This window comes from Oceanobacter sp. 1_MG-2023, assembly GCF_030689025.1.
Taxonomy (GTDB): Bacteria; Pseudomonadota; Gammaproteobacteria; order Pseudomonadales; family Oceanobacteraceae; genus Oceanobacter.
Genome location: NZ_JAUYWA010000001.1, coordinates 250,924 through 276,812, shown reverse-complemented (window position 1 = coordinate 276,812; position 25,889 = coordinate 250,924). Strand labels below are relative to the sequence as shown.

Sequence of the window (25,889 nt, the reverse complement as noted above, 5' to 3'; positions counted from 1 at the left end):
TACTGATGCTGTTAATGATGACTGGCATGGCTCAGGCTGAACTGGTTATCGAAGTGACTCAAGGCAAGCAATCCGCGATACCTATCGCGGTTGTGCCATTCGAATGGCAAGGAGAAGGGCAGCTGCCTGAAGATATCAGCGGTATTATTGCCAACGATTTGGGCAGCAGTGGTTATTTCAAGATATTGCCGGTTGCGAATATGATCAGTCAGCCAACGGCCCTTGAAGCGGTTACTTATAGTGATTGGCGCAATTTGCGCCAGGATTTTGTCGTAATTGGCCGTATTTCGATCGATGATAGCGGATATGCTATGGAATTCCATGTTCTGGATGTTCATCAGAAAGTAGAGTTACTACGGCACCGGGTTAAAGGCAAAGCCAGTCAATTACGGGATATCGCCCATTACATCAGTGATTATGTTTTTGAAAAACTGACGGGTATTCCTGGAGTATTTTCAACCCGGCTTATTTATGTGACGACCAATCGTGAACGTACGCGCTTTAATTTGAATTATGCCGATGCCGATGGCGCCAGGGAACAGCTTGTATTTACTTCCAAGGATCCGATTATTTCCCCTGCCTGGGCACCGGATGGCAAGAAAGTAGCGTATGTATCATTTGAAAGTGGCCGCAGTGCTATTTATTTTCAGGAGCTGGCGACTGGCAAGCGTGAGCTGGTGTTACAAATGGAAGGATCGACCAGTGCACCGGCATTTTCACCAGACGGTACGCGGTTGGCCTTTGTTCGGTCTTATTTGGGGAATCCGGATATTTATGTAATGGATCTTGCCAGTCGCAAAACCGAGCGGCTGACAAATCATTACGCTATTGACACTGAGCCACAGTGGATGATGGATAATCGTCATTTGGTATTTACTTCCAGCCGGGCAGGTGGGCCACAGATATATCAGTTGGATGTCAGTAGCAAAGCTGTCAAACGAATAACATATGAGGGTAGCTATAATGCCCGAGCCAGAGTCACGGATGATGGGCGCAAATTGATTTATGTGCACCGGGAAGGCAAGAACTTTCATATTGCCTCTCAGGACCTGCATTCGGGACAAGTTCATATTCTTACAACAGATACCGACCTTGATGAGTCACCGAGTGTTGCACCTAATGGAAGTATGGTAATTTATGCAGCCAGTGAAGCAGATCGCAGCATATTAGCCGCAGTCTCTGTGGATGGTGACGTCAAATTTCGATTGCCATCCAAATATGGCGATGTAAGGGAGCCAGCGTGGTCCCCGATTTTTAAAAACTAAAAACATCAAGTGGAGTGGGAAGACAGTTATGCAAATAAATGCATTGTATAAAGCCTTGGGGTTAACACTGGGAGCACTGCTGGTTGCTGCATGTTCAAGCACTGGTGAAATCAACGAAGGCGAATCTGAGACTGTAACTGAAGTTGAAGAAGTGGTTACCGAAGTTGAAGAAACGGTTGAAGACGCAAGCACGACTGCGGTTGATACCTCTGCAGTCAGTGGCGAGACTCTGGAATCCCGGATGACAGAAGCTGAAGCAGCATTGCTTGAACAGACTGTCTTCTACTTTGACTTTGATCAGAGCTCAATCAAAAGCAGCAGCCTGGCTGCCCTGAAAGCACACGCCGCTTACCTGGCTGCAAACAGCTCGGCTAGCGTTGTTCTGGAAGGTCATGCCGATGAGCGTGGTACTGTAGAGTACAACCTGGCTTTGGGTGAGCGTCGCGGTATGGCTGTCCGTCGTTTCTTGTTGGCCAATGGTGCCAGTGCCAGTCAGCTGGAAGTTGTCAGCTTTGGTGAAGAACGTCCGGTTGCCATGGGTCACAGCGAATCCAGCTGGTCCAAAAACCGTCGCGTTGAAGTGAAATACTAGAGTCGTTAATGAAATCATTGTACTTCCTTTGTTCGCTGGCATTGTCTGCCAGCCTGCAAGCGGAAGAGTGGGTTTCGGTAGGAGCTGCCCCTGTGGTAACTCCTGCGTCATCGACTGCTTCCGTTAGTCAACCTGCTGTTACTTCTCCCTCTTCCAGTACGACCCAGTCCGGTGCCTCTCCAGAGTTGGTCAACGAGTTGTTGATGCAGGTTGAGCAAATGCAGCAGGAAATTGCTGAACTGCGTGGTCAGATTGAGCGGCAGAGTAACGAATTACGGCAACTCAAGCGGGACGGTGACAATCGTTATCTGGATCTGGATCGGCGTATTGTGTATCTGACGACAGAAGCCGATAAGAAACCGGTTGCTGTTGCTGCATCAGCAGAAGCCTCTGCGCAGGACGTGTATAACCAGGCAATGATGCTGGTGAGAGACAAAAAATTTGAACAGGCCAATCAGGCATTCGGACGCTTTGTTGAGCAATATCCCGAGGATGAACTGGTGGCCAATGCCTGGTACTGGAACGGTGAAGTGTATCTGGTACGGGGTGAGTATCCGTCAGCATTGGAAAGTTTCCGCACGGTGATTGATGATTTTCCTGATCACAGCAAGGCGGCCGATGCGACTTATAAATATGCAGTGACCCTGCACAAATCCGGTGATACTGCGGCAGCTCAACACTGGTTGGAGACTATCCAGGAACGTTATGCGACGTCTTCTCCTGTAACGGTGCGTCAGGCTGAGGGTTATTTGGAAAAAATAACACCGGCACAATAAATTTTTATTAAAAAAGACTTGTCACTCCCCCAAAATTAAGTATTATATGCGCCTCCTTCGGGTCGTTAGCTCAGCTGGTAGAGCAGTTGGCTTTTAACCAATTGGTCGCTGGTTCGAATCCAGCACGACCCACCATTAAAATCTGGTGTTGGTTTGTAGTTACTCAAGTAATTACAGATCGAAATGAACAAAAATCTTTCGGAGATTTGTTCGGACGCAGATTTAAGGATGGGGTAACTTACTGAAAAGGTTGACAATTTATTCCTTGTCAGTAGAATACGAAGGTATCGGGTCGTTAGCTCAGCTGGTAGAGCAGTTGGCTTTTAACCAATTGGTCGCTGGTTCGAATCCAGCACGACCCACCAATTCCTAAAAAGGGAGAAAGCATTGCTTTCTCCCTTTTTTATTTGCGATTCGCTTAAACGCAGTGGCCATTGCCTGCTTTTCTACTGTGTTACACTTGGCCCTGTTTGCATTTCGACTGGTATCCGAGAACCCTATGTCCCAGGCCGCTGAACAAGAACAACGACATATCGTCCAGGATTTCTGGGCAACTCCTGAAGCCCCACTGGACGCTGACCAGATTACTCACTACAAGGAACAGATTCGTACGCTGCTGCAGCGCGAAGATGCCGTCCTGGTAGCGCATTATTACACCGATCCTGCTATTCAGGCGCTGGCGGAAGAAACCGGCGGCTGTGTTGCCGATTCTCTTGAAATGGCTCGCTTTGGTGCCAATCATCCAGCCAGTACCCTGGTGGTGGCCGGGGTGCGTTTTATGGGTGAGACCGCCAAGGTACTCAGCCCGGAAAAACGGGTCTTGATGCCGACGCTGGAAGCGACCTGTTCACTGGATCTTGGTTGTCCGGTGGATGAATTTACTGAGTTTTGTGATCAGCACCCGGATCGTACCGTGGTGGTGTACGCCAATACCTCGGCGGCGGTGAAAGCCCGTGCCGATTGGGTGGTGACCTCCAGTATTGCGCTGGATGTGGTGAACTATTTACACGGCAAGGGTGAAAAACTGATCTGGGCACCTGATCGTCATCTTGGGGATTATGTGTGCCGGGAGACCGGTGCGGATATGATTCTCTGGGACAGCGAATGCATCGTCCATGATGAATTCAAGGCCAAGGGCTTGCAGGATTTGCGGCTGGTATATCCGGATGCCGCGATTCTGGTGCACCCGGAATCTCCTCAGTCCGTGGTTGAGCTGGCCGATGCGGTTGGCTCGACCAGTCAGTTGATCAAGGCGGCGGTAGAGTTGCCTAACCCTGTGCTGATTGTGGCTACTGACAAAGCCATTTTTTACAAAATGCAGCAAGCGGTACCCGACAAGTTACTGGTAGAGGCACCAACCTCCGGTAATGGCGCTACTTGCCGCAGTTGTGCCCACTGTCCCTGGATGGCGATGAACGGTCTGCGCAATATTGCCAGTGTGTTGGATAATGGCGATCAGGAAATATTTGTTGCCGAACCCCTGCGGGTCGGTGCGATTCGGAGTCTGCAACGAATGTTGGACTTTAAGATTTGATTGGCTGTTTGTTTTACCCTAATTGTTTTTGACTGGCGGCCATGCCTTTTAGCCGCTCTTTCAGCGCCTCCTGGCGCTGGAAATCTTTCTTTTTGGCCGCTTCTGCGATAGCCAGATCCATTTGCCGGCTGGCTTTGGTGTAATCTCCGTTCAAATACCAGTATTCAGCACTGGCCTGATACGTCAGTACCGTATGGCTCGCCTGGGCCGCCAGCTGGCTCAGTTGAAACCATAGCGCCGGGGTGGTTGGACGTTGCTCGGTCAGTGGCCGCAAACTGTTGACCGCTTCTTCTGCACGTCCGAGTGCGGCAAGCACATTGGCCCGGGTGCTGATCAATAAATAACTGCCGGGATGATAGGTCAGTGCCAGTGTCAGCATCTCCAGCGCTTTGGGGGCCTGGTTGGTGGCGGTTAGCGCCTTGGCCAACAGTGCCAGGGCAGCCGGGGACTGTTGGTAGCTTGCATCCAATTGGTTTAATTGCTGTAGGGCGGTTGCATTGTCCTGATGTTGCAAGGCGTATTCGGCCAGAGAGTAGCGGGCGGCATTCCGGGTCAGGGATGAATTATCGGTGGCTTCGGCTTCCGGAGTAAAAGTGGCCGCTACCTGTTTGTCGCTGAGCTGATAACGGATACGGGCGCGATTTTTCAGAATGGCAAAGTCAAAACTCAGGTGGCGCGGTTGGGAGGAATAACCTTCAGCTCGTGCGGCGGCATCGGATACCCGATTCAGTGTTAACGGGTGAGTCAGCAGAAATTCCGGTGGCTTTTTACCAAGGCGCCCGGCCGCCATCATCTGGTTAAACATGGATGGCATGGCTTGTGGATCGAAGCCGGATTCTGCCAGGGTGTTAATACCAATACGGTCTGCTTCCCGTTCCCAATCGCGGCTATAGGCCAGTTGTGACTGGATGGATGCAGCCTGGCTGGCCATTAATCCGGCAAAACCGGCATCGGCGTTATTGGTTGCAATCAGCAGGATGGAGGCCAGCAGGGTCGCAATGGCCATGGGTTGCTGCTGTTCTGCCCGTTCGACCTGGCGGGCAAAATGACGCTGACTCAAGTGAGCCAGTTCGTGAGCCAGTACGGCAGCAATTTCATCTTCGTCCCGGGTGTACAGTAATAGCCCCAGATTGATGCCTATTACACCGCCCGGTACTGCAAAGGCATTGAGTTCTTTTTTGTCGATAATGACAAAGTCAAAATCCTGCTGTGGCGCACCGCTGTGAGGAATCATCCGAAACACCAGGTTTTCGATAAACTCGATGGACAGCGGGTCGTCGATGGTGCGGGCATGTGCATGCAGCTGACGTAACCAGGCGCGGCCGAGTTCGTATTCCTCTTGCAGGGAAACAATCGATGAGGCTGCGTCTCCCAGTGCGGGCAAATCGTTGCTGGCGGCATGAATACTGGTGTTGAAAGCAAACAGCAAGGTAGTCGCAAGCAAGGCTTTTCGGAGTTTCAATCGGTGTGTCCCGGATCTTGATGTCAATGAAAAGTACATGGTCTGGCTGACTCACTGTTACAAGGTGCTGTGGTGCGCAAGATTATTGCTTAATGGCCCATGTGTCTGAGATCATCCAGATCTCTTTTGGTTCGCAGTGTGGCAAATGGCGGAATGTGTGTCTAACCCGAATGATTATACTCAACTACTCGATGTAACGGCATTGAGCTGTCCGCTCCCCTTGCTTAAAACCAAGCTGGCATTAAAAAGCCTGGCAGTGGGGGATGTCTTGTTGGTACGTGCCTGTGATGCCGGCTCGTGGCGTGATATACCACGCTATCTGGAATTGTCGGAACACCAACTTATGTCGGCTTCCCGGGAAGGAAATGAATATCACTACTGGATTGTCAAGGGAGTCAAACGATGATCAAGGTTTTCGGGCGCTGGATCGACCGCTATCTCTCTAATGAAGAAGCGTTATTGCTGTTGCTGCTGATCGGCACTTTTTTGCTGGTTATCGGTTTTATGGGCAATGTCCTGGCGCCATTCCTGACCGCGGTGGTGGTGGCCTATCTGTTACAGGGCAGTATGCAGTTCCTCAAACGGCGCGGGGTTGGGCATATGACGGCGACGGTGGCGGTGTTTCTTATGTTTGTCGGGGTGATGTTGACCCTGTTGCTGTTTATTCTGCCTGCCACCTGGGCGCAATTGTCACAGTTTTTTTATGAGCTGCCACGAATGGCCAGTAAAGGTCAGGCGCTGCTGATGTTGTTGCCAGAACAATACCCTGACCTGATTACCACGGTTCAGGTGCAGGAGTGGGTACATCAGGCGCGAGAAGAACTGGCGTCGATGGGGCAATGGGCGCTGAGCTTTTCCCTTTCCGGCATTACCGTGCTGATGGCGATGCTGATTTATTGCGTTTTGGTACCTATCCTGGTGTTTTTTCTGTTGAAAGACGGGGACGATATTTTGTCCTGGTGTCTGAATTTTCTGCCACGTCAGCGTGCTTTGTTGAACGAAGTCTGGGTCGAAATGGATCTGCAAATCGCCAATTACATTCGCGGCAAGGTGGTCGAGATTGTTATTGTGGGCGGGGTTACCTACGTAGCCTTTTTGCTGTTGGGAGTAAATTACGCTGCTTTGCTGGCGATTGCGGTCGGATTGTCGGTGCTGGTGCCTTACATCGGTGCAGCGGTAGTCACAATCCCGATCGCTCTGGTGGGCTATATGCAGTGGGGCTGGAATAATGACTTTTTTTACCTGATGACGGTTTACGGCATTATTCAGGCACTGGATGGTAATGTGCTGGTGCCACTGTTGTTTTCAGAGGTGGTAAACCTGCACCCGGTAGCCATTATTGTTGCGGTACTGGTATTCGGGGGAGTGTGGGGGTTCTGGGGCGTGTTTTTTGCGATTCCACTGGCGACCTTGCTCAAGGCGGTGATCCAGTCCTGGCCTGGCCATACTGGTCATGATTGAGCGGTAATTGAGCGGTAGTTGCACAATGACTGGGTGGCAGTGGCAAAATGGCAGCCCGGGCGCGGATAATCAGCGTTTGCGCGGCGCTAATCACTCGCAAGCGGCTTGACTCTCTTGTCTCGATAACGCCGCACCAGTAGTATTACGCTCTTGTTTTTTGGATCCCTGCTTTTCCATCAAGATGGCAGGGGAAGTTCGTTTTGTGGAGTACAATTTCATGATCACCGGCAGTATTGTGGCACTGGTTACGCCAATGCATCCCGACGGCTCTCTCGATTGGGAAGCTCTTGATGGCCTGGTGGAATTCCACATCAAGCAGGGAACCGATGCGATTTTGCCTGTTGGAACAACAGGAGAATCAGCAACGCTGAGCACGACAGAGCATTGCGCTGTTATTGATCGGGTCGTCAAACTGGTTAACGGACGTCGTCCGGTTATTGCCGGCACCGGTGCCAACAGCACCACCGAAGCGATTGAGTTGACCCAGGAAGCCAAAAACCTCGGTGCCGATGCCTGCTTGCTGGTCACTCCTTATTACAACAAACCACCCCAGCGTGGCCTGATCAAGCACTATGAAACCATCGCGGCGGCGGTGGATGTGCCGCAGTGGCTGTATAACGTTCCTGGTCGTACTGGCTGCGATATGTTGCCGGAAACCGTGGCGGCTCTGGCGGATGTTGAGCAGATTGTGGCGATCAAGGAAGCGACCGGCGATATCGACCGGGCACGCAAGTTGATCGAACTGGTTGGTGATCGTATGGCGGTTTATTCCGGTGATGATCCAACGGCCCATGAGCTGATTCTGGCCGGAGGCAAAGGCAATATCTCAGTCACTGCCAACGTGGCGCCCAAATTGATGCACGACTTGTGCATGCTGGCTCTGGATGGCAAGGCGGAAGAAGCCCGGGTGTTGCAACAAACGCTGATGCCACTGCATGACGCCATGTTTTATGAAGCGAATCCGGTTCCGGTGAAATGGGCTCTGGCTCGCATGGGCCGTATGGAATCCGGTATCCGCTTACCGCTGGTCGAAATGGACCGTCGTTATGCACCCAAGGTTGAGTTGGCGATGACAGCTTTGGGGTTGATCTGATCTCATGAAGTATTTGCTGGTAGTGCTTGTGGTTGCTGTCAGTGGTTGCAGTACCATCTTTGGTGATCGTTTTCGCGATCGCGCTGATGATTATCTGACCACGACAGAGAATGACGAGGCAACAACCCCGGATGGACAGCCACTGGCGCGCCGGAATGCTTTACCTATTCCTGAATTGGCCGTGATTCCTGACCGGCCAAACAGTTTTGAGTTACCCGTACCACAAGCGTTGATAATCGATGACAACGACAGCTCGTCAGAGCAGGCCACGTCGTTGAATGAATATCGCTCGCTGGATCTTAATCCGCGTATCGAAAAAGACGGCTCCGGTAGTCAGATATTACGTCTGGATGGTCAGTTTGCTTACGCCTGGGCTGCGGTAACAGAAGCCATTGCTGCCTCTGATCTGAATATGACCGATCTCAATCGCAGTGTGGGTACTTATTATCTGGAAATCAGCCGCCCGCAACGGGATGACGAGCGTGGCTGGTGGGCAAGACTCTGGGGTTCCGAGCCAGAAGTGATTGCGGGCACCTATTTGTTGAAAATGAACCGGGCACGACACGGTGTGTATCTGTCCTTGTTGGAAGATGTCGATAAGCTGGCGGGAGACGATTACGCTTTACCGGTTCTGAATACGATCAAACAACAGCTGGAGAAGTGAGGTACATTTCTCTCGGCAGCGGTAGCAAGGGCAATGCAACACTGCTGGAACACCAGGGCAGAAGCCTGCTGATCGACTGTGGTTTCAGCCGCAAGACGTTGTTGCAGCGGATCGAATCGGCCCAGGCCGATGCGGGTCAGTTGGAAGCCGTACTGGTGACACACGAGCACAGCGATCATGCCAAAGGCGTGATGGCGGTGTGCGAGTTGCTGGATATTCCCTTGTACTGCTCTCAGGGAACGGCGATTCATATGGGTTGGATCGATCATCCTCGCTGGAAGCCACTCACGGGTGGAGACCTCGCTTCGGTAGCCGGTATGTCCGTTGCGGCGGTGACGGTTCCTCATGATGCCCGGGAGCCACTGCAATTTGTGGTGGAAGCAGCGGGTCTGAAAGTAGGCGTGTTGTCAGATCTTGGTAGTTTGACGCCGCATGTTGTCGCTGCTTATCAGGGATGCCATGGTTTGCAGCTGGAAGCAAATCACGATCCGGATATGCTGCGCAAAGGGCCATACCCACCAAGATTGCAGGCGCGTGTCGCCGGGCCTTACGGACACCTGAGTAATGCCCAGTGTGCGGAATTGATTCAACGTATCGACTGGCCTGGAGTGCAACACCTGACGGCAGGGCATATCAGTGAAAAAAACAATCACCCCGACCTGGTCGGGCAGGCACTGGCAGTTATACCAGGGCTAAGCGACAGGCCGGTGCGCCTGTTAGCGCAAAACCGGGTTGCTGACTGGTGTGAGTTTTAACGTCAGCAGGTTCATTCTATAGCCGTTTAATACGTTCATATTGTGAATTAGGATGCTATCTGCCGATGAGGCGGATACTTCATTATTTATTGTTTAATGGCGGAGATTCCCATGGAAAAACGCGAACTGCTTTACTCAGGTAAAGCCAAATCGGTATACAGCACAGATGATCAGGATCTGATGATACTGGAATTCCGCAACGATACGTCTGCTTTTGACGGCAAAAAAGTCGAGCAGCTGGATCGTAAAGGTATGGTGAACAACAAGTTTAATGCGTTCATTATGGCCAAACTGGAAGAAGCCGGTATTCCTACCCATTTTGAATCCTTGTTGTCGGATACCGACTCACTGGTCAAGCGGCTGGATATGATTCCGCTGGAATGCGTTGTACGCAACGTGTCTTCTGGCAGCCTGTGTCGTCGTTTGGGAGTTGATGAAGGTATCGAACTGGATCCTGTCACCTTCGAATTGTTCCTGAAAAACGATGCGCTGGGCGATCCCATGGTGAATGAATATCACGTTCGTTCTTTTGGCTGGGCCGAAGACGCTCACCTCGATCGTATGAAAGAGCTGACCTTTGCTGTCAACAAGGCCCTCAAAACCCTGTTTGATGACGGTGGCCTGATTCTGGTCGACTACAAACTGGAGTTTGGTTTGTATAAGGGTGAGGTTGTGCTGGGGGATGAGTTCTCGCCGGATGGCTGCCGTTTGTGGGACAAGGCGACGCGGGAAAAACTTGATAAAGACCGTTTCCGCCAGGGGTTGGGTGATGTGGTTGAAGGTTATGAGGAAGTTGGACGCCGTATCGGTATTACGTTTTGATACGTGACAGCATGACTGATTGATCAGAACAGGCCGTAGGGCCTGTTTTTGTATCCGGGTCTGTGACGAGCGGATTGACCAGTTTGGATTGTCGTGACAAAAGATAGCAAGCAATAAATAAATGGTATTGCCGTTTTGTCAGATGGTCGACACATAATATTGGCATTCTGCTGGTTTATAGGCAGACTGGCGTTATCAGGTTTGTTTGCACAATTATATTTTATCGAGATTGAAACGGGATGACACCAATGAAAAAGACCGTAATGGCCGTCGCACTGGTTGCACTGGCTCCCTTGTCAGCACAGGCTGATCTTCTGTTTACCGTTGGCGCCAAGGCCAGTGTCTGGAATGCCGATCCTACTGGACAGATCGATTCTGACGTATCGGTTGAAGAAGATGGATTAAATATGGAAGAAGAAAATGGTCAACAGCTGACCGTTTTTTTTGAACATCCAGTCCCTTTTATTCCCAACGTTAAAATCAAGAGCACCAGTCTGGAAGTCAGTGGCAATGGTACGGTAGATATTACCTTTGCCGATGAAGCATTTGATGGCGATGTGAATAGCACGATTGATCTGACCCATACCGATCTGACCCTTTACTGGGGCTTGCCATTGCCGATCCCGTTTGTTGATATCAATTTCGGTGTTAGTGGCCGTCAGTTTGATGGTTACGCTGAAGTCAAGAGCGACAGCAATACTGAAACCGTGGATCTGGATCTGGTATTGCCGATGGTGTATGGCGAATTGAAAATTGATACGCCGTTTGGCTTGTACGCCAGTGCCGATATCAATTATGTGGGTTATGGCGATAACAAACTGTCGGATATCAGTTATGGCGTTGGATACCTCTTGCCAATTCCTGTGGTCGATCTTGGTCTGGAAGCCGGTTACCGTCAAATGACGCTGGAAACCGATCCGGATGACATCGATATTGAAACCGATCTGGATGTATCAGGTGTGTATTACGGACTGTCCTTGTCTATTGGTTTGTAAATCACGATGACCGTATGAATATGCATAACGGTAGCAGAGTCATTGGCTAGCCAATCGTAGCGTCTGACACAAAAAAAAGCGGCTTTCAAGCCGCTTTTTTTGTATGCCGTCCATTGGCCAACCAGCACCAATAGACAGGGTAGCCCGATCATGACATCAGATAATGCCTTGATCCTGCAGTGCCGCAATCAGAGTGTCGATGTTGTCGCCATCGGCAGCAATACTGATATCAGCACCGTCCGCACCACCGGCGACCAAAGCGACCAGACCAGCATCCTTTAACACCTGAGCGGTTTCGGCAGCGCCAATAGCCGCAAGACGACCCATTTCAAACAGGCGGCGATCAAGGCCATTAACCAGGGTTTCGGCATTGACTGCATTGATGGTGACAATCGCCGGTTTCTGATTAAAACGGCGGGCTTTTTCTTCTGCCGCAACGGCTTCGAAGCTACCTGAGCCGATGGCTTCACCCACAATCATACCGGCACCAATGGTCACATTGGTCAAACGGTCGATCACGATAAAGCAGCCAGTACCATGAACCTTGGCGTAAGCATCAAAAGGAACGGCTTTGTCGAGGCTGACCTCGACCAGCGCGATTTCGTTGAGTTTTACCTCATCGGCTTCACGCTTTTCCATGGTATTGATATCGACCAGATTATGGATCTTGCTGATGGTGCCAGCGCTGGCACCGGTAGCAAATTTCAGGTCATACGGACGGCCTGGCACCATGGATTGCTCGGTCATCCAGACCAGATCAGCATTAAAGCGATTACCAACGATCGGCTGGTCATTCACCTTGACGATGACATCGCCACGGCTGATATCGATTTCGTCTTCCAGTGTCAGGGTGATGGATTGGCCGACAAAGGCTTTTTCCTGATCACCGTCCCAGGTGACAATACGGTCAACCTTGCTGGTTTTCTGCGAAGGTAATGCCATCACCGTGTCGCCCGGTTTGACCACGCCCGCAGAGATGGTGCCGCAGAAACCACGGAAATCGAGGTTCGGACGGTTGACGTATTGTACTGGCAAGCGGAAATTGTCGATGTTTTTGTCAGCGGCAATTTCAACGGTTTCCAGAATTTCCATCAGCGTCTGGCCATCGTACCAGGGGGAACGGCTGGAGCGATCAACGACGTTGTCACCATCGAGGGCAGAAATAGGCACACACTGAATGTCACTGATATTCAGGTCTTTGGCGAAGGCCAGATAGTCGGTACGAATTTGTTCAAAGCGCTCCTGGTCAAAGTCCATCAAATCCATCTTGTTGACGGCAACAATGACGTGTTTGATACCCAGCAAGGAAGCAATAAAGCTGTGACGCCGGGTTTGGGTCTGAACCCCGTAACGGGCGTCGATCAGGATAATCGCCAGATCACAGGTCGATGCCCCGGTGGCCATATTTCGTGTGTACTGCTCGTGTCCGGGAGTATCAGCAATAATGAACTTGCGCTTGGCAGTACTGAAATAGCGGTAGGCAACATCGATGGTAATGCCTTGTTCACGCTCGGCAGCCAGACCATCAACCAGCAGAGCCAGGTCGGGACGGTCGCCGGTGGTACCCACTTTGGCACTGTCTTTGGTGACGGATGCCAGCTGATCTTCGTAGATCATCTTGGAATCGTACAGCAGGCGGCCGATCAGGGTGGATTTGCCATCATCAACGTTACCGCAGGTCAGGAAACGCATCATTTCCTTGTTTTCGTGTTGCTCCAGGTATTCCAGAATGTCGGAAGCAATCAAATCGGACTGGTGAGACATTTAGAAATACCCCTCTTGTTTTTTCTTTTCCATCGATCCGGATGAATCATGGTCAATGGCCCGGCCTTGACGTTCGGATGTCGTGGTCAGCAGCATTTCCTGAATGATTTCAGGCAGCGTGGTGGCTTCAGACTCTACCGCACCGGTCAGTGGGTAGCAGCCCAGCGTACGGAAACGCACGGATTTCATTTCTGGTACCTCGCCATCCTTCAATGGCATACGGTCGTCGTCGACCATAATCAGCATACCGTCGCGCTCAACCACCGGACGCTTGGCGGCATAATACAGCGGCACAATGTCGATGTTTTCCAGATAGATGTATTGCCAGATATCCAGCTCGGTCCAGTTGGACAGAGGAAAAACCCGGATGCTTTCGCCTTTGTTGACCTTGCCGTTGTAAATATTCCACAGCTCGGGACGCTGGTTTTTGGGGTCCCAGCGGTGCTTGCTGTCGCGGAAGGAGTAAACCCGTTCCTTGGCGCGGGATTTTTCTTCATCACGGCGGGCACCACCAAAGGCAGCATCAAAGCCATACTTGTCTAACGCTTGTTTTAGACCGGCGGTTTTCATCACGTCGGTATGCTTGGATGAGCCATGGGTAAAAGGACCAATTCCCTGGTCGACGCCGTCCTGATTAATATGAACCAGCAGATCCATACCAATATCTTTGGCTACCTTGTCCCGAAATTCGATCATTTCACGAAACTTCCAGGTGGTATCGACGTGTAATAGCGGGAAGGGCGGTTTGCCCGGATAAAAGGCTTTGCGGGCGAGGTGCAGCATGACCGCAGAGTCCTTGCCGATGGAATACATCATTACCGGGTTGTCGAACTCCGCCGCAACCTCACGGATAATATGAATGCTCTCCGCCTCCAGTTGCTTGAGGTGGGTGAGATGGTAGTCACTGATCATGGGACAATTATTCTCGGAAGTAGGGATGCTGATTCAGAGGCATCACGACCGCGTTGCAATCGTGTTGTCTAGGCTCTGATTGTTACGATTTGCAGGGACTATAACAAGGCTTGTGGTATATAAAAAGGCAGTATTAAGATCGTTTGGTTCTAATAATATGGTCTTGCTTATGCCCTAAATGCCGCATCAGGCTATGGTATCCTCATGGCCTTTATAGCCTTCCTGCCAGTCCCGGGAAGCGTCAACAAAACCAGCAGGAGCAGACATGGCGCAAGAGCAAGTAGTACAGATCAAAGGGCCAGCCGGAGTACTGGACGGCCGTACGATCCAGCAAGGTAACGTGGGAATGCTGATGTGCCACCCGCATCCGTTGTTTGATGGCACCATGGATAACAAGGTTGTGACCACCACGCTGAGAACGGCGCTGGGCTTGGGGATGTCGACCTTGCGCTTCAACTTCCGGGGTGTTGGTGAGAGTGACGGCGAACACGATCACGGTCGTGGTGAACAACAGGATGTGCTGGCGGCATTGGACTATGCCCGTGATACCTTGGGCTGGGAAACCATTCTGCTGGGTGGTTTCTCATTTGGTGCCGGAATGGCTTGTCTGGCTGCGGTAGACAGGCCGGAGCAAATTGCCGCCCTGTACCTGATGGCACCGGCAGTACATCATTTTGATGCCCCCAATACCTTGCCCCATGAATTTGAAACCTTTGTCTATATGGGAGATGCCGATGAAGTGGTGCCTTTTGATGAGGTAGAACACTGGACCAATCTGGTTGTTCCTGTACCCCATTGGCAGGTTTTTGCCGGTGGTGGCCACTTCTTCCATGGTCGTTTGGGAGAGCTGAAAAAGTCCCTGATTCGGGATATGGCCGCGTTTAAACCCGATTGAGCCGGCACGGAAGCGGTCAATTGGCAAATTTTCTGTCAAACCTACCCATCTTTCCCGGATTGCAGCCATTAGTCGGTTTGATGTTTTCGGCATGGTCGGATACATTTCGCCCCCCGATTCCTACGATGGAGTACGCCCGTGTCGACCCCTTGGGAGCTTTATCAAGCTGACCTTCAGCGAGATGACTTTTCTTATGATGCCGCCCAGGAAATGGCGGTCAAACATTTACAGCGCCTGTTTGACGATCTGGTGGCTGCCGAAGCACGACGGGCCAACAAAGGTTTTGTTGGCAAGCTGGGTAGCAAGTTCAGCCGCAAAAAGCCGGAACCGGTGCAAGGGCTGTACTTCTGGGGAGGCGTTGGTCGAGGGAAAACCTATCTGGTTGATACCTTCTACGAAGCGCTGCCGTTTGAACGCAAGATGCGGACCCACTTCCACCGCTTTATGCAGCGTGTGCATCAGGATCTGACCAAGCTGGCGGGCACCAAAAACCCGTTAACCGTCGTTGCTGATCGTATCGCTGAAGAAGCCGTGGTTATTTGTTTCGACGAATTTTTTGTCTCCGATATTGGTGACGCCATGATTCTGGGCAGCCTGATGCAAGAGCTGTTCGATCGTGGTGTGACGCTGGTATCGACTTCCAATATTGTGCCGGATGGTTTGTATAAAAACGGATTGCAACGCGACCGTTTTATTCCAGCCATCAAACTGCTGAACAAATACACCGATGTGGTCAACGTGGACAGCGGGGTGGATTATCGTTTGCGCACACTGGAGCAGGCCGAGCTATATCATTACCCGTTGGACGACAGCGCTGAAGCCAGCCTTCAGAAAAGTTTTGACAGCCTGGCACCGGATATGAGCCAGGTTGAATTTAACGTTGGCGTTGAGGTGCTTGGACGGGAAATTCCGGCCAAGGCTGTCTGTAATGATGTTGGCTGGTTTGAATTTGACGCTTTGTGTGACGGCCCTCGTTCACAGAATGATTATATTGAGCTGGGCAAACAGTTCCACGCCTTGTTGATTTCCAATGTGCCGGTGATGAGCGTTAAAAATGACGACCTGGCCCGCCGTTTTATCAACCTGATTGATGAGTTTTACGATCGTGGCGTCAAGGTGATTATGTCTGCGGGTGCAGCGATTCCTGATATTTACGAAGGTGGCAAATTGGAATTTGAATTCCAGCGTACCACCTCCCGGATGCTGGAAATGCAATCCCATGAATACCTGACTCGAGAGTGCAAGATCGACTGAGCCGGTGCAACGGATACGGCGCCGGTTCGGACACGGATGGCGCCGGTTCCGACGGAGCAGGGCAAAACCAGACCTGCCTCGGGTTATGGGTTATGGGTTATGGATTTGACTGCAACAGGGCATCAACATGCTGGCGAATCACTGCGATATCACCGTCGGCAAACCCCTGATGTACCCAGCGCACCATACCTTGCTGATCAATCAGATAGGAGGTCGGCATACCCACCAGGCCAAAGGTGTCGTAGCTGCTGCCAGAGGTATCCGAGACATTGGGGAAAGACACACCCAGTTCGTCCAGGAAGCGGCGACCCAATGCCGGGTCATCATCCAGGTTCACCCCCAATACCACAAACGCTTGGTCGCTGAGCTGCTGCTGTAAATGCGCCAGTTGCGGCAAGGACTTACGGCAGGGGCCGCACCAGGAAGCCCAGAAATCCAGATACACCACCTTGCCCCGAAAGTCACTCAGACGCTGATGAGAGCCATCCCGGGATAACGAGGGCAGGTTAAAGTCAAACCCCGGTTCCCCGGCCTGTAACGCACTGGCGGACAGTGACCAGCACAGACTCATCAGGCTGGTGAGGCATAAGGCGGTAAAACGATTCATAAAAAGGCCCGTTCGGTTGGGTAGCAAACGGCTACGATACAGGGATTGGCCGGGGTTGGGCAAAACCCGGGCGGTGTCTTGGGTCAGCAGCCTGGCTCGATACGCAAGGCCAGGGCTTCAGGCACGGGTTCTTACCGCTGCAGGGAATGACCATCTGTTGACAGGGTTGTTCACTTACGGAGTCGACACGGCCCAAGACGCCAGCTTCAAAATCTGGATAATACCTTCCCTTACATTGCTCTCGGCTTTGCTTGCACTGTTGCGCTTAACGCCGCCGCGTCACTCTCCAATTTTTAATCCGGTATCCCCATGGAAATCAAGGTCAACTTTCTCGATAACCTTCGCCTCGAAGGCAAGTTCGATGATTTTAACGTTATCTCGGATCAGCCCATTCGTTATAAAGGCGATGGTTCCGCACCGGGGCCGTTTGATTATTTTCTGGCGTCGTCGGCCATGTGTGCCGCGTATTTTGCCAAGATGTACTGTATTGCCCGGGATATACCGACCGAAAACCTGCGGCTGGTGCAAAACAATATTGTTGATCCGGAGAACCGCTATAAACAACTGCTGAAAATCCAGCTGGAATTACCGGAGGGTATTGCTGAAAAAGACCGCCAGGGAATTTTGCGCTCCATGGAACGTTGCACCGTCAAACGGGCGATTCAGACCGGGATCGAGTTTGATATTGAAGTGGTCGATAACCTGGATGACGATACCCAGGCGCTGTTGCTGGCAGGCTCGGCGGTAGCGGGAGAAGACACACCGGCAGCCACCTATATTGCCGGTAAAGATCTGCCGCTGGAACAAACCATCGCCAAAATGACCGGCCTGCTGGCGGATCTGGGGATGAAAATCGAGATCGCCTCCTGGCGTAATATCGTGCCGAATGTCTGGTCGTTACATATTCGGGATGCGGCCTCACCGATGTGTTTTACCAATGGTAAAGGCGCCACCAAAGAGAGTGCCTTGGCATCGGCGCTGGGGGAATTTCTGGAGCGGCTGAACTGTAATTTTTTCTACAATGACCAGTTCTTTGGTACTGATATTGCTGACGCTGATTTTGTATTTTACCCCAATGAGCGCTGGTTCCAGCCTGGCCCTGATGATGCGCTGCCGCCTGAAATCCTGGATGAGCATTGCCTGTCAATTTATAACGCCGACGGCGAGTTATGCGCCTCGCACCTGTTCGATACCAATTCGCGGCTGGTGAACCATGGCGGCAACATTGACCGTGGTATTGTTTCCTTGCCTTTTACACGCCAGTCCGATGGTGAGACGGTGTATTTCCCTTCCAACCTGATCGAAAACCTGTTTCTCAGTAATGGCATGAGCGCCGGTAATACCCTGGCGGAAGCGCAGGTGCAGTGTTTGTCGGAAATTTTCGAACGGGCAGTCAAACGTCAGATTCTGGAGCAAGAGCTGGCGTTGCCCGATGTGCCGGATGCGGTACTGGCACGTTACCCGGGTATTGTTGCAGGGATTAAAGGGCTGGAAGAGCAGGGCTTCCCTGTGCTGGTGAAGGATGCGTCTCTGGGTGGTTTGTATCCGGTGATGTGCGTCACGCTGATGAATCCACGGACCGGTGGTGTCTTTGCCTCATTCGGAGCGCATCCCAGTTTTGAAGTTGCCCTGGAGCGGTCGCTGACCGAGTTGTTGCAAGGGCGCAGCTTCGAAGGCCTGAACGACTTGCCGCAGCCAACCTTTGAAAGCAATGCGCTGACGGAGCCCAATAACTTTGTTGAACACTTTATTGATTCGACCGGGGTAGTGAGCTGGCGCTTCTTCAGTAGCAAAGCGGATGTGGAATTCAGCGAATGGGATTTCTGCGCCCCCTTGTCAGCCAACCCCAGCCCGGAAGAACGCCAGCAGGCCAGTCAGGCAGAAGCCGACAGCCTGTTTGCCATTCTCGCAGATATGGGGCTGGAGGTTTATTGTGCTGGATACAACGACCTGGGAGTACCGGCTTGCCGAATCCTGGTGCCGGGATATTCCGAAGTGTACCCGGTGGATGATCTGATCTGGGACAACACTAACAAGGCACTGTTTTTCCGCGAAGATATACTCAACCTGCACCGTCTCAGTGAGCAACAGCTGGAGGCGCTGCTGGACGGACTGGAAGACAGCGAGCTGGATGACTACACCGATATCACCACTCTGATTGGCATTGAGTTTGACGATAATACCGTTTGGGGCCAGCTCACCATTCTAGAGCTGAAGTTCATGATTTGTCTGGCGCTTCAGCGTCTGGATGACGCCAAGGAGCAGGTTGAAACCCTGCTGCAATTTAACGACAACACGGTGGAACGTGGCTTGTTCTTTCAAGTCGTCAATGCCGTGCTGGAAGTTACCCTGGACGATGATATGGAACTGGACGATTACCGGCTTAATTTTGGTCGTATGTTTGGAGCTGAACGACTGGCCGCCGCCATCGGCATGGTGGATGGTTCCGTGCGCTTTTATGGCCTGACCCCGACCAGCCTGCAGCTGGACGGTCTCGACAAGCATTTGCGCCTGATCGACAGCTATAAAAAATTGCATAAGGCCCGGGCGGCCAAGGCTGCCTTGTCCTGATACCGGATGTTTGTGGGCCGGTTTGGTGGACCGGGATCGTTGAGAGTTGAGCTGTCTGCTCCAGCGATGGATCCGATGGCCTGACAGGTCTGGTCTGTAAAACGACGATGATCGGGGCAAGCAATAAAAAACCGGGCGCTGCCCGGTTTTTTATTGTCAGTAATCAGGCGCACTCGCGAAGTTAGCGGCGCAGATACTGGTTAAAATCGACATTGCTGGCAGCCAATACCGCCTGAATACGATTGTGTACACTGAGTTTACGCAAAATCGCCGAGACGTGCGCTTTGACGGTGGTTTCAGCAATCGACAGATTGTAGGCAATCTGCTTGTTGGATTCGCCACTGGCCATACGTTCCAATACCAGCAATTGGCGACGAGTCAGACTGTTAAGCATTTCTGGAGGAATCAGGTTTTCATCCTGGATACGGCGCTGACGGGAACGGCCATCATCCGTGGCACGGATGACATCGGATGGCAGATACACCTGTCCAGCTAACACCTGTTCAAGTGCCTGGGTCATTTTTTCTCGTGGCAGTGACTTGATAATAAAGCCCACAGCGCCATAGGTCATGGCTTGCAGCACCACGCTTTTTTCTTCCTCGGCAGAGATGATAACCACCGGGATTGTCGGGGACTCGTTGCGTAACTGAATCAGGCCGTTCAAGCCGTTCATGCCAGGCATGTTCAGATCGAGCAGAATCAGGTCGAGGTCATCCTGGGTACCGGCCATCGCCGCGGCAGACTCAAGATTTTCTGCCTCGAGAATATCGGAATTGGGGTAGCGGTTACGAATGACATCGGCAATGGCTTCCCGGAACAGCGGGTGATCATCCGCAATCAGCAGCTTGTAAACAGGCGTGTCGTTTTCCGTCAGCGGGCTGGTCGGCAATTCTGCCGTAGTGATTGTATCAGTCATATCTGGCTGTGCGCTCTGGCTGGGGGAGTCATCACTGGCGCTTGAGGATGCGCTGTGGCCGGTCTGGAGTGTCAACATGATAGCTACACCTGTTTATTTATTTTTGTAATCTCTGCATTACACCCCGTGTTGCTACTGTCAGGTATCCTACCTTGGCGTTTTGTATGGGGGTCTAAAGTAGTAAAGTTAGTCGAAATCGCCTTCTTTGGCACCGTATTTTTGCTTTCTTTAGCATGGTTCTTGGTAAAAATTGTATATTTTATGAATCCAGGGCATTAATCGGGAAGATTTCCCTATCCTGTTTACCTAGTGCCAAAGCAGACGCGATCAGCAACGGCAGAGGCAGAGTCAGCAGACCGGCGGTCGTCCAGAATAGCTGCATCTAATAATAACGATAAGGCAGATGTGGATGGCATTTCTAAATTCTCCCTCTAACAGTGGTTCGACATGGACTGTCTTTGGCAGTCTGGCGGGGTGTCTGGTACCCCTGGCCGCCTGGGCAGAGGCTAGTCCGGTTACGGACGAAATCGTTGTCATAGCGCCGACTCCTGTGATGGGTACCGGTGTGCGGGAAAACCAACTGGTCAGCCCGGTACAAAGTCTGGGCAGTGATGACCTGGAGCGTATCCAGGCACAAAATATTGCTGAACATCTGCGCTATCAGCTGGGTTCGGTAAGCATTAACGAAGCGGTCAGCAACCCCTATCAACCGGATGTTCAATATCGTGGTTTTACGGCATCGCCGTTGCTGGGATTACCGCAAGGCGTATCCGTGTATATGAACGGCGTGCGTTTTAACGAACCTTTTGGGGACACGGTAAACTGGGATCTGTTACCAACGGATGCCGTCAGTAATATGACGCTGTATTCTGGCTCCAATCCGCTGTTTGGCCAGAATACCCAGGGCGGCGCCATTGCGATGACCACCAAAAACGGCTTCAACACCGAATACAATGAGTTGGAGCTGGGTGCGGGTCAGTTTGGTTTTCGTCAAGCGCAGTTCCAGAGCGGTGGCAATGGCCAGTTGGGTAATCAAGACGTTGGCTATTACGTATTACTCAATCGTGAAGAAGAAGATGGCTGGCGTGATGCCTCTGGCAGCGATATTCGCCAGGCCATGTCGGTACTGAGCTGGCGCTCGCTGAACAGCTCGTTGAATCTGACAGTCTTGCTGGACGACAACGAAATGATCGGTAATGGTGCCGTGCCCCAGGCATTGATGGATATCGAAGGCCGCAGCGCTATTTATACCAACCCGGATATCACTCGCAACCGACTGAATTATTTTGCCCTGGATGGTGATCACTGGTTCTCGGATACCTTGCAGCTGGCCGGTAATATTTATCTGCGCCGTAACCTCACCACCACAGTAAATGGCGACGACTCGGATTACGAAGAATGCTTGCTTAATGGTGCTGAAACCCTGTGTGAAGAAGACGAAGACGGTGGCGATGAAGAGCCAGTCACCTTTGTGGGTTACGATGACGATGACACACTGGAAGCCATTGCTGCCGAGCTGGGGCTGGATATTGATGCTGACGACGTTGACGGTACTCTGAACACCTCCCGCACCGAACAAAACAGTCAGGGCTTCAGTCTGCAGTTGGCGTCTTCGGCACCAGTTGCCGGTCGGGACAATCTGTTTACCGCTGGTGTGACACTGGATCAGGCTGATATTCACTTTCGCTCACGTACCGGCTTTGCCATTCTCAATAACGATGAGCCAGGGGATGCCCGAGATGTCACAGCCATTGGCCTCTACGACAGTGAGTCTGAAGTCAGCCTGCAAACCGATACCCAGACCATGGGGGTGTTTTTTAGCAACACGCTGGCCGTGGATGACCAGCTCAGTGTGACCGTTGGTGCCCGATACAATCACGTCCATATCAAGATGCAGGATCAATTGGAATCCGGGCCGGGATCGCTGGATGGCGACCACACCTTTACCCGGGTCAATCCAATGCTGGGAGCAGCCTATATCATGGATAATGGCTTGAACGTATACGCCAGCTACAGCGAATCATCACGAGCGCCAAGCCCGGCCGAGCTCAGCTGTGCGGATGAAAATGATCCATGCAAACTGCCCAATGGTTTTGTGTCAGATCCACCGCTGGAGCAAGTGGTTACGCGTTCTGTGGAAGCTGGTCTGAAAGGCACTGCCAGCCGCAATATCCGCTGGACCGCCGGTGTTTTCCGCTCTACCAGCCACGATGATATTCTGTTTCAGCAGGCGGGTGGTTTGCCGTCTGAAGGGTATTTTGCCAATGTCGGGAAAACCCGCCGACTGGGAACCGAGCTGGGGATGACAGGCCACTGGAGCGATGTTCAGGTAGCCGTTTCTTATACCTGGATGCGAGCCACCTTTGAAACGCCGTTTGTATCGTTCAGCCCCAATAATCCGCAAGGTTCTGATCGACAGGTTGAAGCGGGCGACCAGATTCCCGGGCTGCCACAGCACAATCTGAAAATGGCGGCCGACTGGAACCTGTTGCCACAAGTGTCAGTGGGTGGCGATATTCAGTATCGCAGCAGCCAGTACTTCCGTGGTGATGAGGCCAATGAAAATGAGCAACTGGCTGGTTATACCCTGGTGAATGTCCGGGCCAGCTACGCGCCAACCGATGCCATTGAAATCTATGGTCGTGTCGTTAATGTATTCGATCGCGAATACGAAACCTTTGGTGTTTATGGTGAATCGGATGAAGTGCTGGATGAAGCCTATCCCGGATTTGAAGAAGACAGCTTTGTTGGCCCAGGTGCACCACGAACCGTCAAGGCAGGTATCAAAATCGGCTTCTGATCAGCCGATGCGATGGCCATTACGGCCATTGCCCCAGGGCACAACCGGGGCACGTGTATGAACGTCATGACCCGTATCCTGCTGATGGTCAACAGCGCCTTTGCACTGGCGCTGCTGGTCAGCCTGGCCACGTTGCTGGTGCAAGGGCGGGACGATGTGCTGCGCGAGCAGCAGGCGATGAAACCGGTAGTGGAAGCATTGATCCGTTCCGGTCAGCCGCAACAGATACTGGCGCTGGTTGGTAGCAGTTTGCGGCATGTACGGGTTGCCGGTACCTATACCGAACGCCCGGACGAACACTCGGTGCCAGCCTGGTTTGAGGCCTTGTTCGATCACCCCGGACGCGGTTATCAGCTGGCACTGACCGACAGTCACGGCCAAAAAGTGATCCTGATGTCGGATGATCGTGATGAAATCGAAGAAGTCTGGCATTCCTCCAGCTGGCTGTTCTGGTTGTTTTGTGGTTGTGCGCTGGTTTCCAACCTCGCTATTTATCTGGGGGTACGGGCCGGACTGCGGCCTTTGGCGGATGTGCTGGCCGCTTTTGACCAGGTGCAGCAAGGGCACCTGAACGCCCGTCTCGGGCATTACAGTTTACGCGAAGCCAATAACCTGGCCTGGCATTTCAACGCCATGACAGAATCACTGGAAAGCGCCCGTAACGAAAACCGCTACCTGACCCGCACCCTGATGGAAATTCAGGAGCAAGAGCGCTCGGCGTTAGCCCGGGAATTACACGATGACCTTGGTCAGCAGCTAACGGGTGTTCGGGTGCATTCCTGCGTATTACCTTTCCAGTTGGACAAGCCAGCCCAGTTACTGGAAACCAGTGAGTGTATCCAGGCGGGCTGCGATGCCATCAATCTGGGTTTTCGTCGTATCATCAACAACCTGTATCCCGTGGTGCTGGAGCGGCTGGGTTTGCAGTCCGCCGTCGATGAGTTGTTACGCACGACCGGGCAAACGACGGGGCTGGATTGTGTGTTGTCGGGTGATACCTGGCCAGGCTGGAACGAAGAGGACGCCGCGCAGATCTATCGGCTGGTACAGGAAGCGGTTAACAATGCCGTGCGGCATGCGGCAGCGGATGAGATCCGGGTATCGTTAACCCTGGACAGCCAGAAAACCGTGACGCTGCAGATTCAGGATAACGGTAATGGTGCAACGGAGGCAGTGGCCGGGTTTGGTATGCGCTCCATGGCTGAGCGTGCCCGATTGCTGGGTGGTACCCTGACGGTCGACTTTGCCGCTGAGGGAACGAAGGTCAGCGCGCATCTGCCTTATCCACAAGATGCCGAGGATAAAGACCCTTGCCCGCAGGATATTTAACAAAGGAAGTGGCTGGATGGCTCTGACAATTTTACTGGCAGATGATCACGCTGTGGTACGGCAAGGTTATGGCTCCCTGTTGGCGGCCATGATTGATGAGGTGCAGTTTATCGAGGCGGGTTCGGGGACGGATGCCGCCTTGCTGTTTTTTCAGCATGCCCCCGATATTCTGATTCTGGATGTGAATATGGCAGATATGTCGGGCATCGAAGTGTGTCGCCAGTTGATAGGCGCCAAGCCGGATGCCCGTATTCTTATCTTCAGTATGTATGAAGAAGCGACGGTGATTCGGGAAGCATTAAACGCGGGGGCACTGGGGTACTTATCCAAGTCGAGCCCACCGGCAGTGATGTTGCAGGCGGTTACTCAGGTGGCTGCTGGACAGTCCTTTATGGAACCGAGATTTGAATCATTGTTGGCAGTGGGCTGTCGCTCTACCGAGCGCAAGCGTATGGCCGACCCGACTAACTGTGGTGCTGCAGTGATTGACCCGCTGGCGTCGCTGGCAACCCGGGAACGTGAAATTGCCGAGCGACTCTTGGAAGGCAAAAACAATCAGGTTATTGCCACCGAGCTTGGCATCAGTGCCAAAACCGTTGCCAATCGCGCTACGGTGATCCGGCAGAAGTTTGGCGTTGGCAGCACCGCCGAGCTGATGCGCAAGATTCTGGGCTGACGGATCATTGCTGGATGACGACAGATTGCCCGCGTTAGCAAGAAACGTCATCAGCCAGCAGGGCACAAGGTAACAGGACGTGAGGTATCAGCCTTGATACAGCATGGCAGCAGCGACATCGTCGCGCACCAGCTTGCCACACAATAACTCCACCAGAGTCAGTGCCAGGGGCAGGGCGGTTGCTGGCCCGCGGCTGGTGATCAGATTGCCATCCACGACCACGTCATCATCATGATTGATGCAGGCTCCTGCCTGGGTCAGCAGCGGATCAAAGCTGGGATAACCGGTCATAACCCGGCCTGCAGTAATACCGGCAGCACCCAATACCACCGCCGGTGCGGCACAAATCGCGGCGATCCACTTTCCGGCCCGGTTTTGTTGCTGCAAACGGTGTAACAACCCCAGCGACGTAGCCAGATTGGCAGCTCCCGGCATACCGCCCGGTATGGCAATCAGATCAAATGGGTGATCAATCGCCAGCTTGCCCAGTACGCAATCGGCTTCAATCACGGTGGCGCGAGCGCAACGTACGCTGCGTTCCGGGCCAGTCGACGCCAGTGTGACGGTGATTCCAGCTCGGCGCAGTACGTTTACCAGGGTAATGACTTCCAGTTCTTCGCTACCATTGGCAATAGCAATCAGGGCGTTCATGGCAGAGTCCTCATATTGAAATAGCAAGAGATACGATCAAGACAAACAAGTAACGGGCGCAGTGTGAGAGTTACGGGGGCAAATGTCATGTTTTG

General features: G+C 52.4%; 23 protein-coding genes and 2 tRNA genes. 19 read left to right on the top strand and 6 right to left on the bottom strand.

Annotated features, from left to right (window positions below; translation table 11 throughout):
- Positions 1–5 precede the first annotated feature (5 nt).
- The 6 genes from tolB to nadA all read left to right on the top strand — a co-directional run bounded on the left by tolB (position 6) and on the right by nadA (position 4,167).
- On the top strand, positions 6–1,265 hold the full coding sequence (tolB, locus tag Q8W22_RS01155; protein WP_305451382.1) for a Tol-Pal system beta propeller repeat protein TolB: 1,260 nt from the start codon (positions 6–8) through the stop codon (positions 1,263–1,265).
- Between the two features lie 28 nt (positions 1,266–1,293).
- Positions 1,294–1,857: a peptidoglycan-associated lipoprotein Pal gene (gene pal, locus Q8W22_RS01150; protein WP_303433765.1), complete on the top strand. Its 564-nt coding sequence runs from the start codon at positions 1,294–1,296 to the stop codon at positions 1,855–1,857.
- 8 nt (positions 1,858–1,865) lie between these two features.
- On the top strand, positions 1,866–2,633 hold the full coding sequence (gene ybgF / locus Q8W22_RS01145) for a tol-pal system protein YbgF (protein ID WP_305451381.1): 768 nt from the start codon (positions 1,866–1,868) through the stop codon (positions 2,631–2,633).
- 59 nt (positions 2,634–2,692) lie between these two features.
- A tRNA-Lys gene (locus Q8W22_RS01140) sits at positions 2,693–2,768 on the top strand.
- A gap of 154 nt (positions 2,769–2,922) precedes the next feature.
- A tRNA-Lys gene (locus tag Q8W22_RS01135) sits at positions 2,923–2,998 on the top strand.
- A 134-nt stretch (positions 2,999–3,132) separates the two neighbouring features.
- A complete protein-coding gene (nadA, locus tag Q8W22_RS01130) occupies positions 3,133–4,167 on the top strand; it encodes a quinolinate synthase NadA (RefSeq protein WP_305451380.1) in 1,035 nt (344 codons plus the stop codon).
- 13 nt (positions 4,168–4,180) lie between these two features.
- Here the strand turns inward: nadA and Q8W22_RS01125 are convergent, their stop codons facing one another.
- Positions 4,181–5,629: a M48 family metalloprotease gene (locus Q8W22_RS01125; protein ID WP_305413806.1), complete on the bottom strand. Its 1,449-nt coding sequence runs from the start codon at positions 5,627–5,629 to the stop codon at positions 4,181–4,183.
- Between the two features lie 157 nt (positions 5,630–5,786).
- Between Q8W22_RS01125 and Q8W22_RS01120 the strand changes: the two genes are divergently transcribed.
- From Q8W22_RS01120 to Q8W22_RS01090, 7 genes are all read left to right on the top strand, one after another.
- Entirely contained in the window at positions 5,787–6,035 is a 249-nt protein-coding gene (locus Q8W22_RS01120) for a sulfurtransferase TusA family protein (protein ID WP_303433758.1), read from the top strand.
- Positions 6,032–7,090, top strand: a complete 1,059-nt coding sequence (locus tag Q8W22_RS01115; protein WP_303433756.1) for an AI-2E family transporter — start codon at positions 6,032–6,034, stop codon at positions 7,088–7,090. The genes Q8W22_RS01120 and Q8W22_RS01115 overlap by 4 nt, the downstream gene beginning before the upstream one ends.
- A gap of 217 nt (positions 7,091–7,307) precedes the next feature.
- Entirely contained in the window at positions 7,308–8,183 is an 876-nt protein-coding gene (dapA, locus tag Q8W22_RS01110; RefSeq protein ID WP_305451379.1) for a 4-hydroxy-tetrahydrodipicolinate synthase, read from the top strand.
- A gap of 4 nt (positions 8,184–8,187) precedes the next feature.
- Complete coding sequence (gene bamC, locus Q8W22_RS01105; protein ID WP_303433753.1) at positions 8,188–8,847, top strand: outer membrane protein assembly factor BamC; 660 nt, start codon at positions 8,188–8,190, stop codon at positions 8,845–8,847.
- Positions 8,844–9,602 (top strand): MBL fold metallo-hydrolase, encoded by a 759-nt coding sequence (locus tag Q8W22_RS01100; RefSeq protein ID WP_305451378.1) that lies wholly within the window; start codon positions 8,844–8,846, stop codon positions 9,600–9,602. The genes bamC and Q8W22_RS01100 overlap by 4 nt, the downstream gene beginning before the upstream one ends.
- Before the next feature lie 111 nt (positions 9,603–9,713).
- Positions 9,714–10,424, top strand: a complete 711-nt coding sequence (gene purC / locus Q8W22_RS01095) for a phosphoribosylaminoimidazolesuccinocarboxamide synthase (RefSeq protein WP_305451377.1) — start codon at positions 9,714–9,716, stop codon at positions 10,422–10,424.
- A gap of 248 nt (positions 10,425–10,672) precedes the next feature.
- Positions 10,673–11,419, top strand: a complete 747-nt coding sequence (locus tag Q8W22_RS01090) for a TIGR04219 family outer membrane beta-barrel protein (RefSeq protein WP_305451376.1) — start codon at positions 10,673–10,675, stop codon at positions 11,417–11,419.
- Between the two features lie 156 nt (positions 11,420–11,575).
- Here Q8W22_RS01090 and cysN read toward each other — a convergent pair whose 3' ends face one another.
- Entirely contained in the window at positions 11,576–13,183 is a 1,608-nt protein-coding gene (gene cysN, locus Q8W22_RS01085; protein WP_303433745.1) for a sulfate adenylyltransferase subunit CysN, read from the bottom strand.
- Positions 13,184–14,122, bottom strand: a complete 939-nt coding sequence (cysD, locus tag Q8W22_RS01080) for a sulfate adenylyltransferase subunit CysD (RefSeq protein ID WP_303433847.1) — start codon at positions 14,120–14,122, stop codon at positions 13,184–13,186.
- A 238-nt stretch (positions 14,123–14,360) separates the two neighbouring features.
- On the opposite strand from cysD, the gene Q8W22_RS01075 reads away from it, so the two are divergent.
- On the top strand, positions 14,361–14,990 hold the full coding sequence (locus tag Q8W22_RS01075; RefSeq protein ID WP_305451374.1) for an alpha/beta hydrolase: 630 nt from the start codon (positions 14,361–14,363) through the stop codon (positions 14,988–14,990).
- A gap of 138 nt (positions 14,991–15,128) precedes the next feature.
- Positions 15,129–16,244, top strand: coding sequence for a cell division protein ZapE (gene zapE, locus Q8W22_RS01070; RefSeq protein ID WP_303433741.1), 1,116 nt, complete (start codon positions 15,129–15,131; stop codon positions 16,242–16,244).
- Between the two features lie 97 nt (positions 16,245–16,341).
- Here the strand turns inward: zapE and Q8W22_RS01065 are convergent, their stop codons facing one another.
- Positions 16,342–16,851, bottom strand: coding sequence for a TlpA disulfide reductase family protein (locus Q8W22_RS01065; RefSeq protein ID WP_303433739.1), 510 nt, complete (start codon positions 16,849–16,851; stop codon positions 16,342–16,344).
- Positions 16,852–17,160: 309 nt separating this feature from the next.
- On the opposite strand from Q8W22_RS01065, the gene Q8W22_RS01060 reads away from it, so the two are divergent.
- Positions 17,161–19,422, top strand: coding sequence for an OsmC domain/YcaO domain-containing protein (locus Q8W22_RS01060; protein WP_305451373.1), 2,262 nt, complete (start codon positions 17,161–17,163; stop codon positions 19,420–19,422).
- A 181-nt stretch (positions 19,423–19,603) separates the two neighbouring features.
- Here the strand turns inward: Q8W22_RS01060 and Q8W22_RS01055 are convergent, their stop codons facing one another.
- Positions 19,604–20,416, bottom strand: coding sequence for a response regulator transcription factor (locus Q8W22_RS01055; protein WP_305413794.1), 813 nt, complete (start codon positions 20,414–20,416; stop codon positions 19,604–19,606).
- Between the two features lie 331 nt (positions 20,417–20,747).
- Between Q8W22_RS01055 and Q8W22_RS01050 the strand changes: the two genes are divergently transcribed.
- Genes Q8W22_RS01050 through Q8W22_RS01040 form a run of 3 tightly spaced genes read left to right on the top strand, consistent with a single transcriptional unit; the run spans position 20,748 to position 25,143 of the window.
- Positions 20,748–23,138, top strand: a complete 2,391-nt coding sequence (locus Q8W22_RS01050) for a TonB-dependent receptor (protein WP_305451372.1) — start codon at positions 20,748–20,750, stop codon at positions 23,136–23,138.
- Between the two features lie 57 nt (positions 23,139–23,195).
- Positions 23,196–24,467, top strand: a complete 1,272-nt coding sequence (locus Q8W22_RS01045) for a sensor histidine kinase (RefSeq protein ID WP_303433731.1) — start codon at positions 23,196–23,198, stop codon at positions 24,465–24,467.
- Between the two features lie 16 nt (positions 24,468–24,483).
- Entirely contained in the window at positions 24,484–25,143 is a 660-nt protein-coding gene (locus Q8W22_RS01040) for a response regulator transcription factor (protein WP_303433729.1), read from the top strand.
- Between the two features lie 87 nt (positions 25,144–25,230).
- Here the strand turns inward: Q8W22_RS01040 and Q8W22_RS01035 are convergent, their stop codons facing one another.
- Positions 25,231–25,794 (bottom strand): DJ-1 family glyoxalase III, encoded by a 564-nt coding sequence (locus Q8W22_RS01035; protein ID WP_303433728.1) that lies wholly within the window; start codon positions 25,792–25,794, stop codon positions 25,231–25,233.
- Positions 25,795–25,889: the final 95 nt, after the last annotated feature.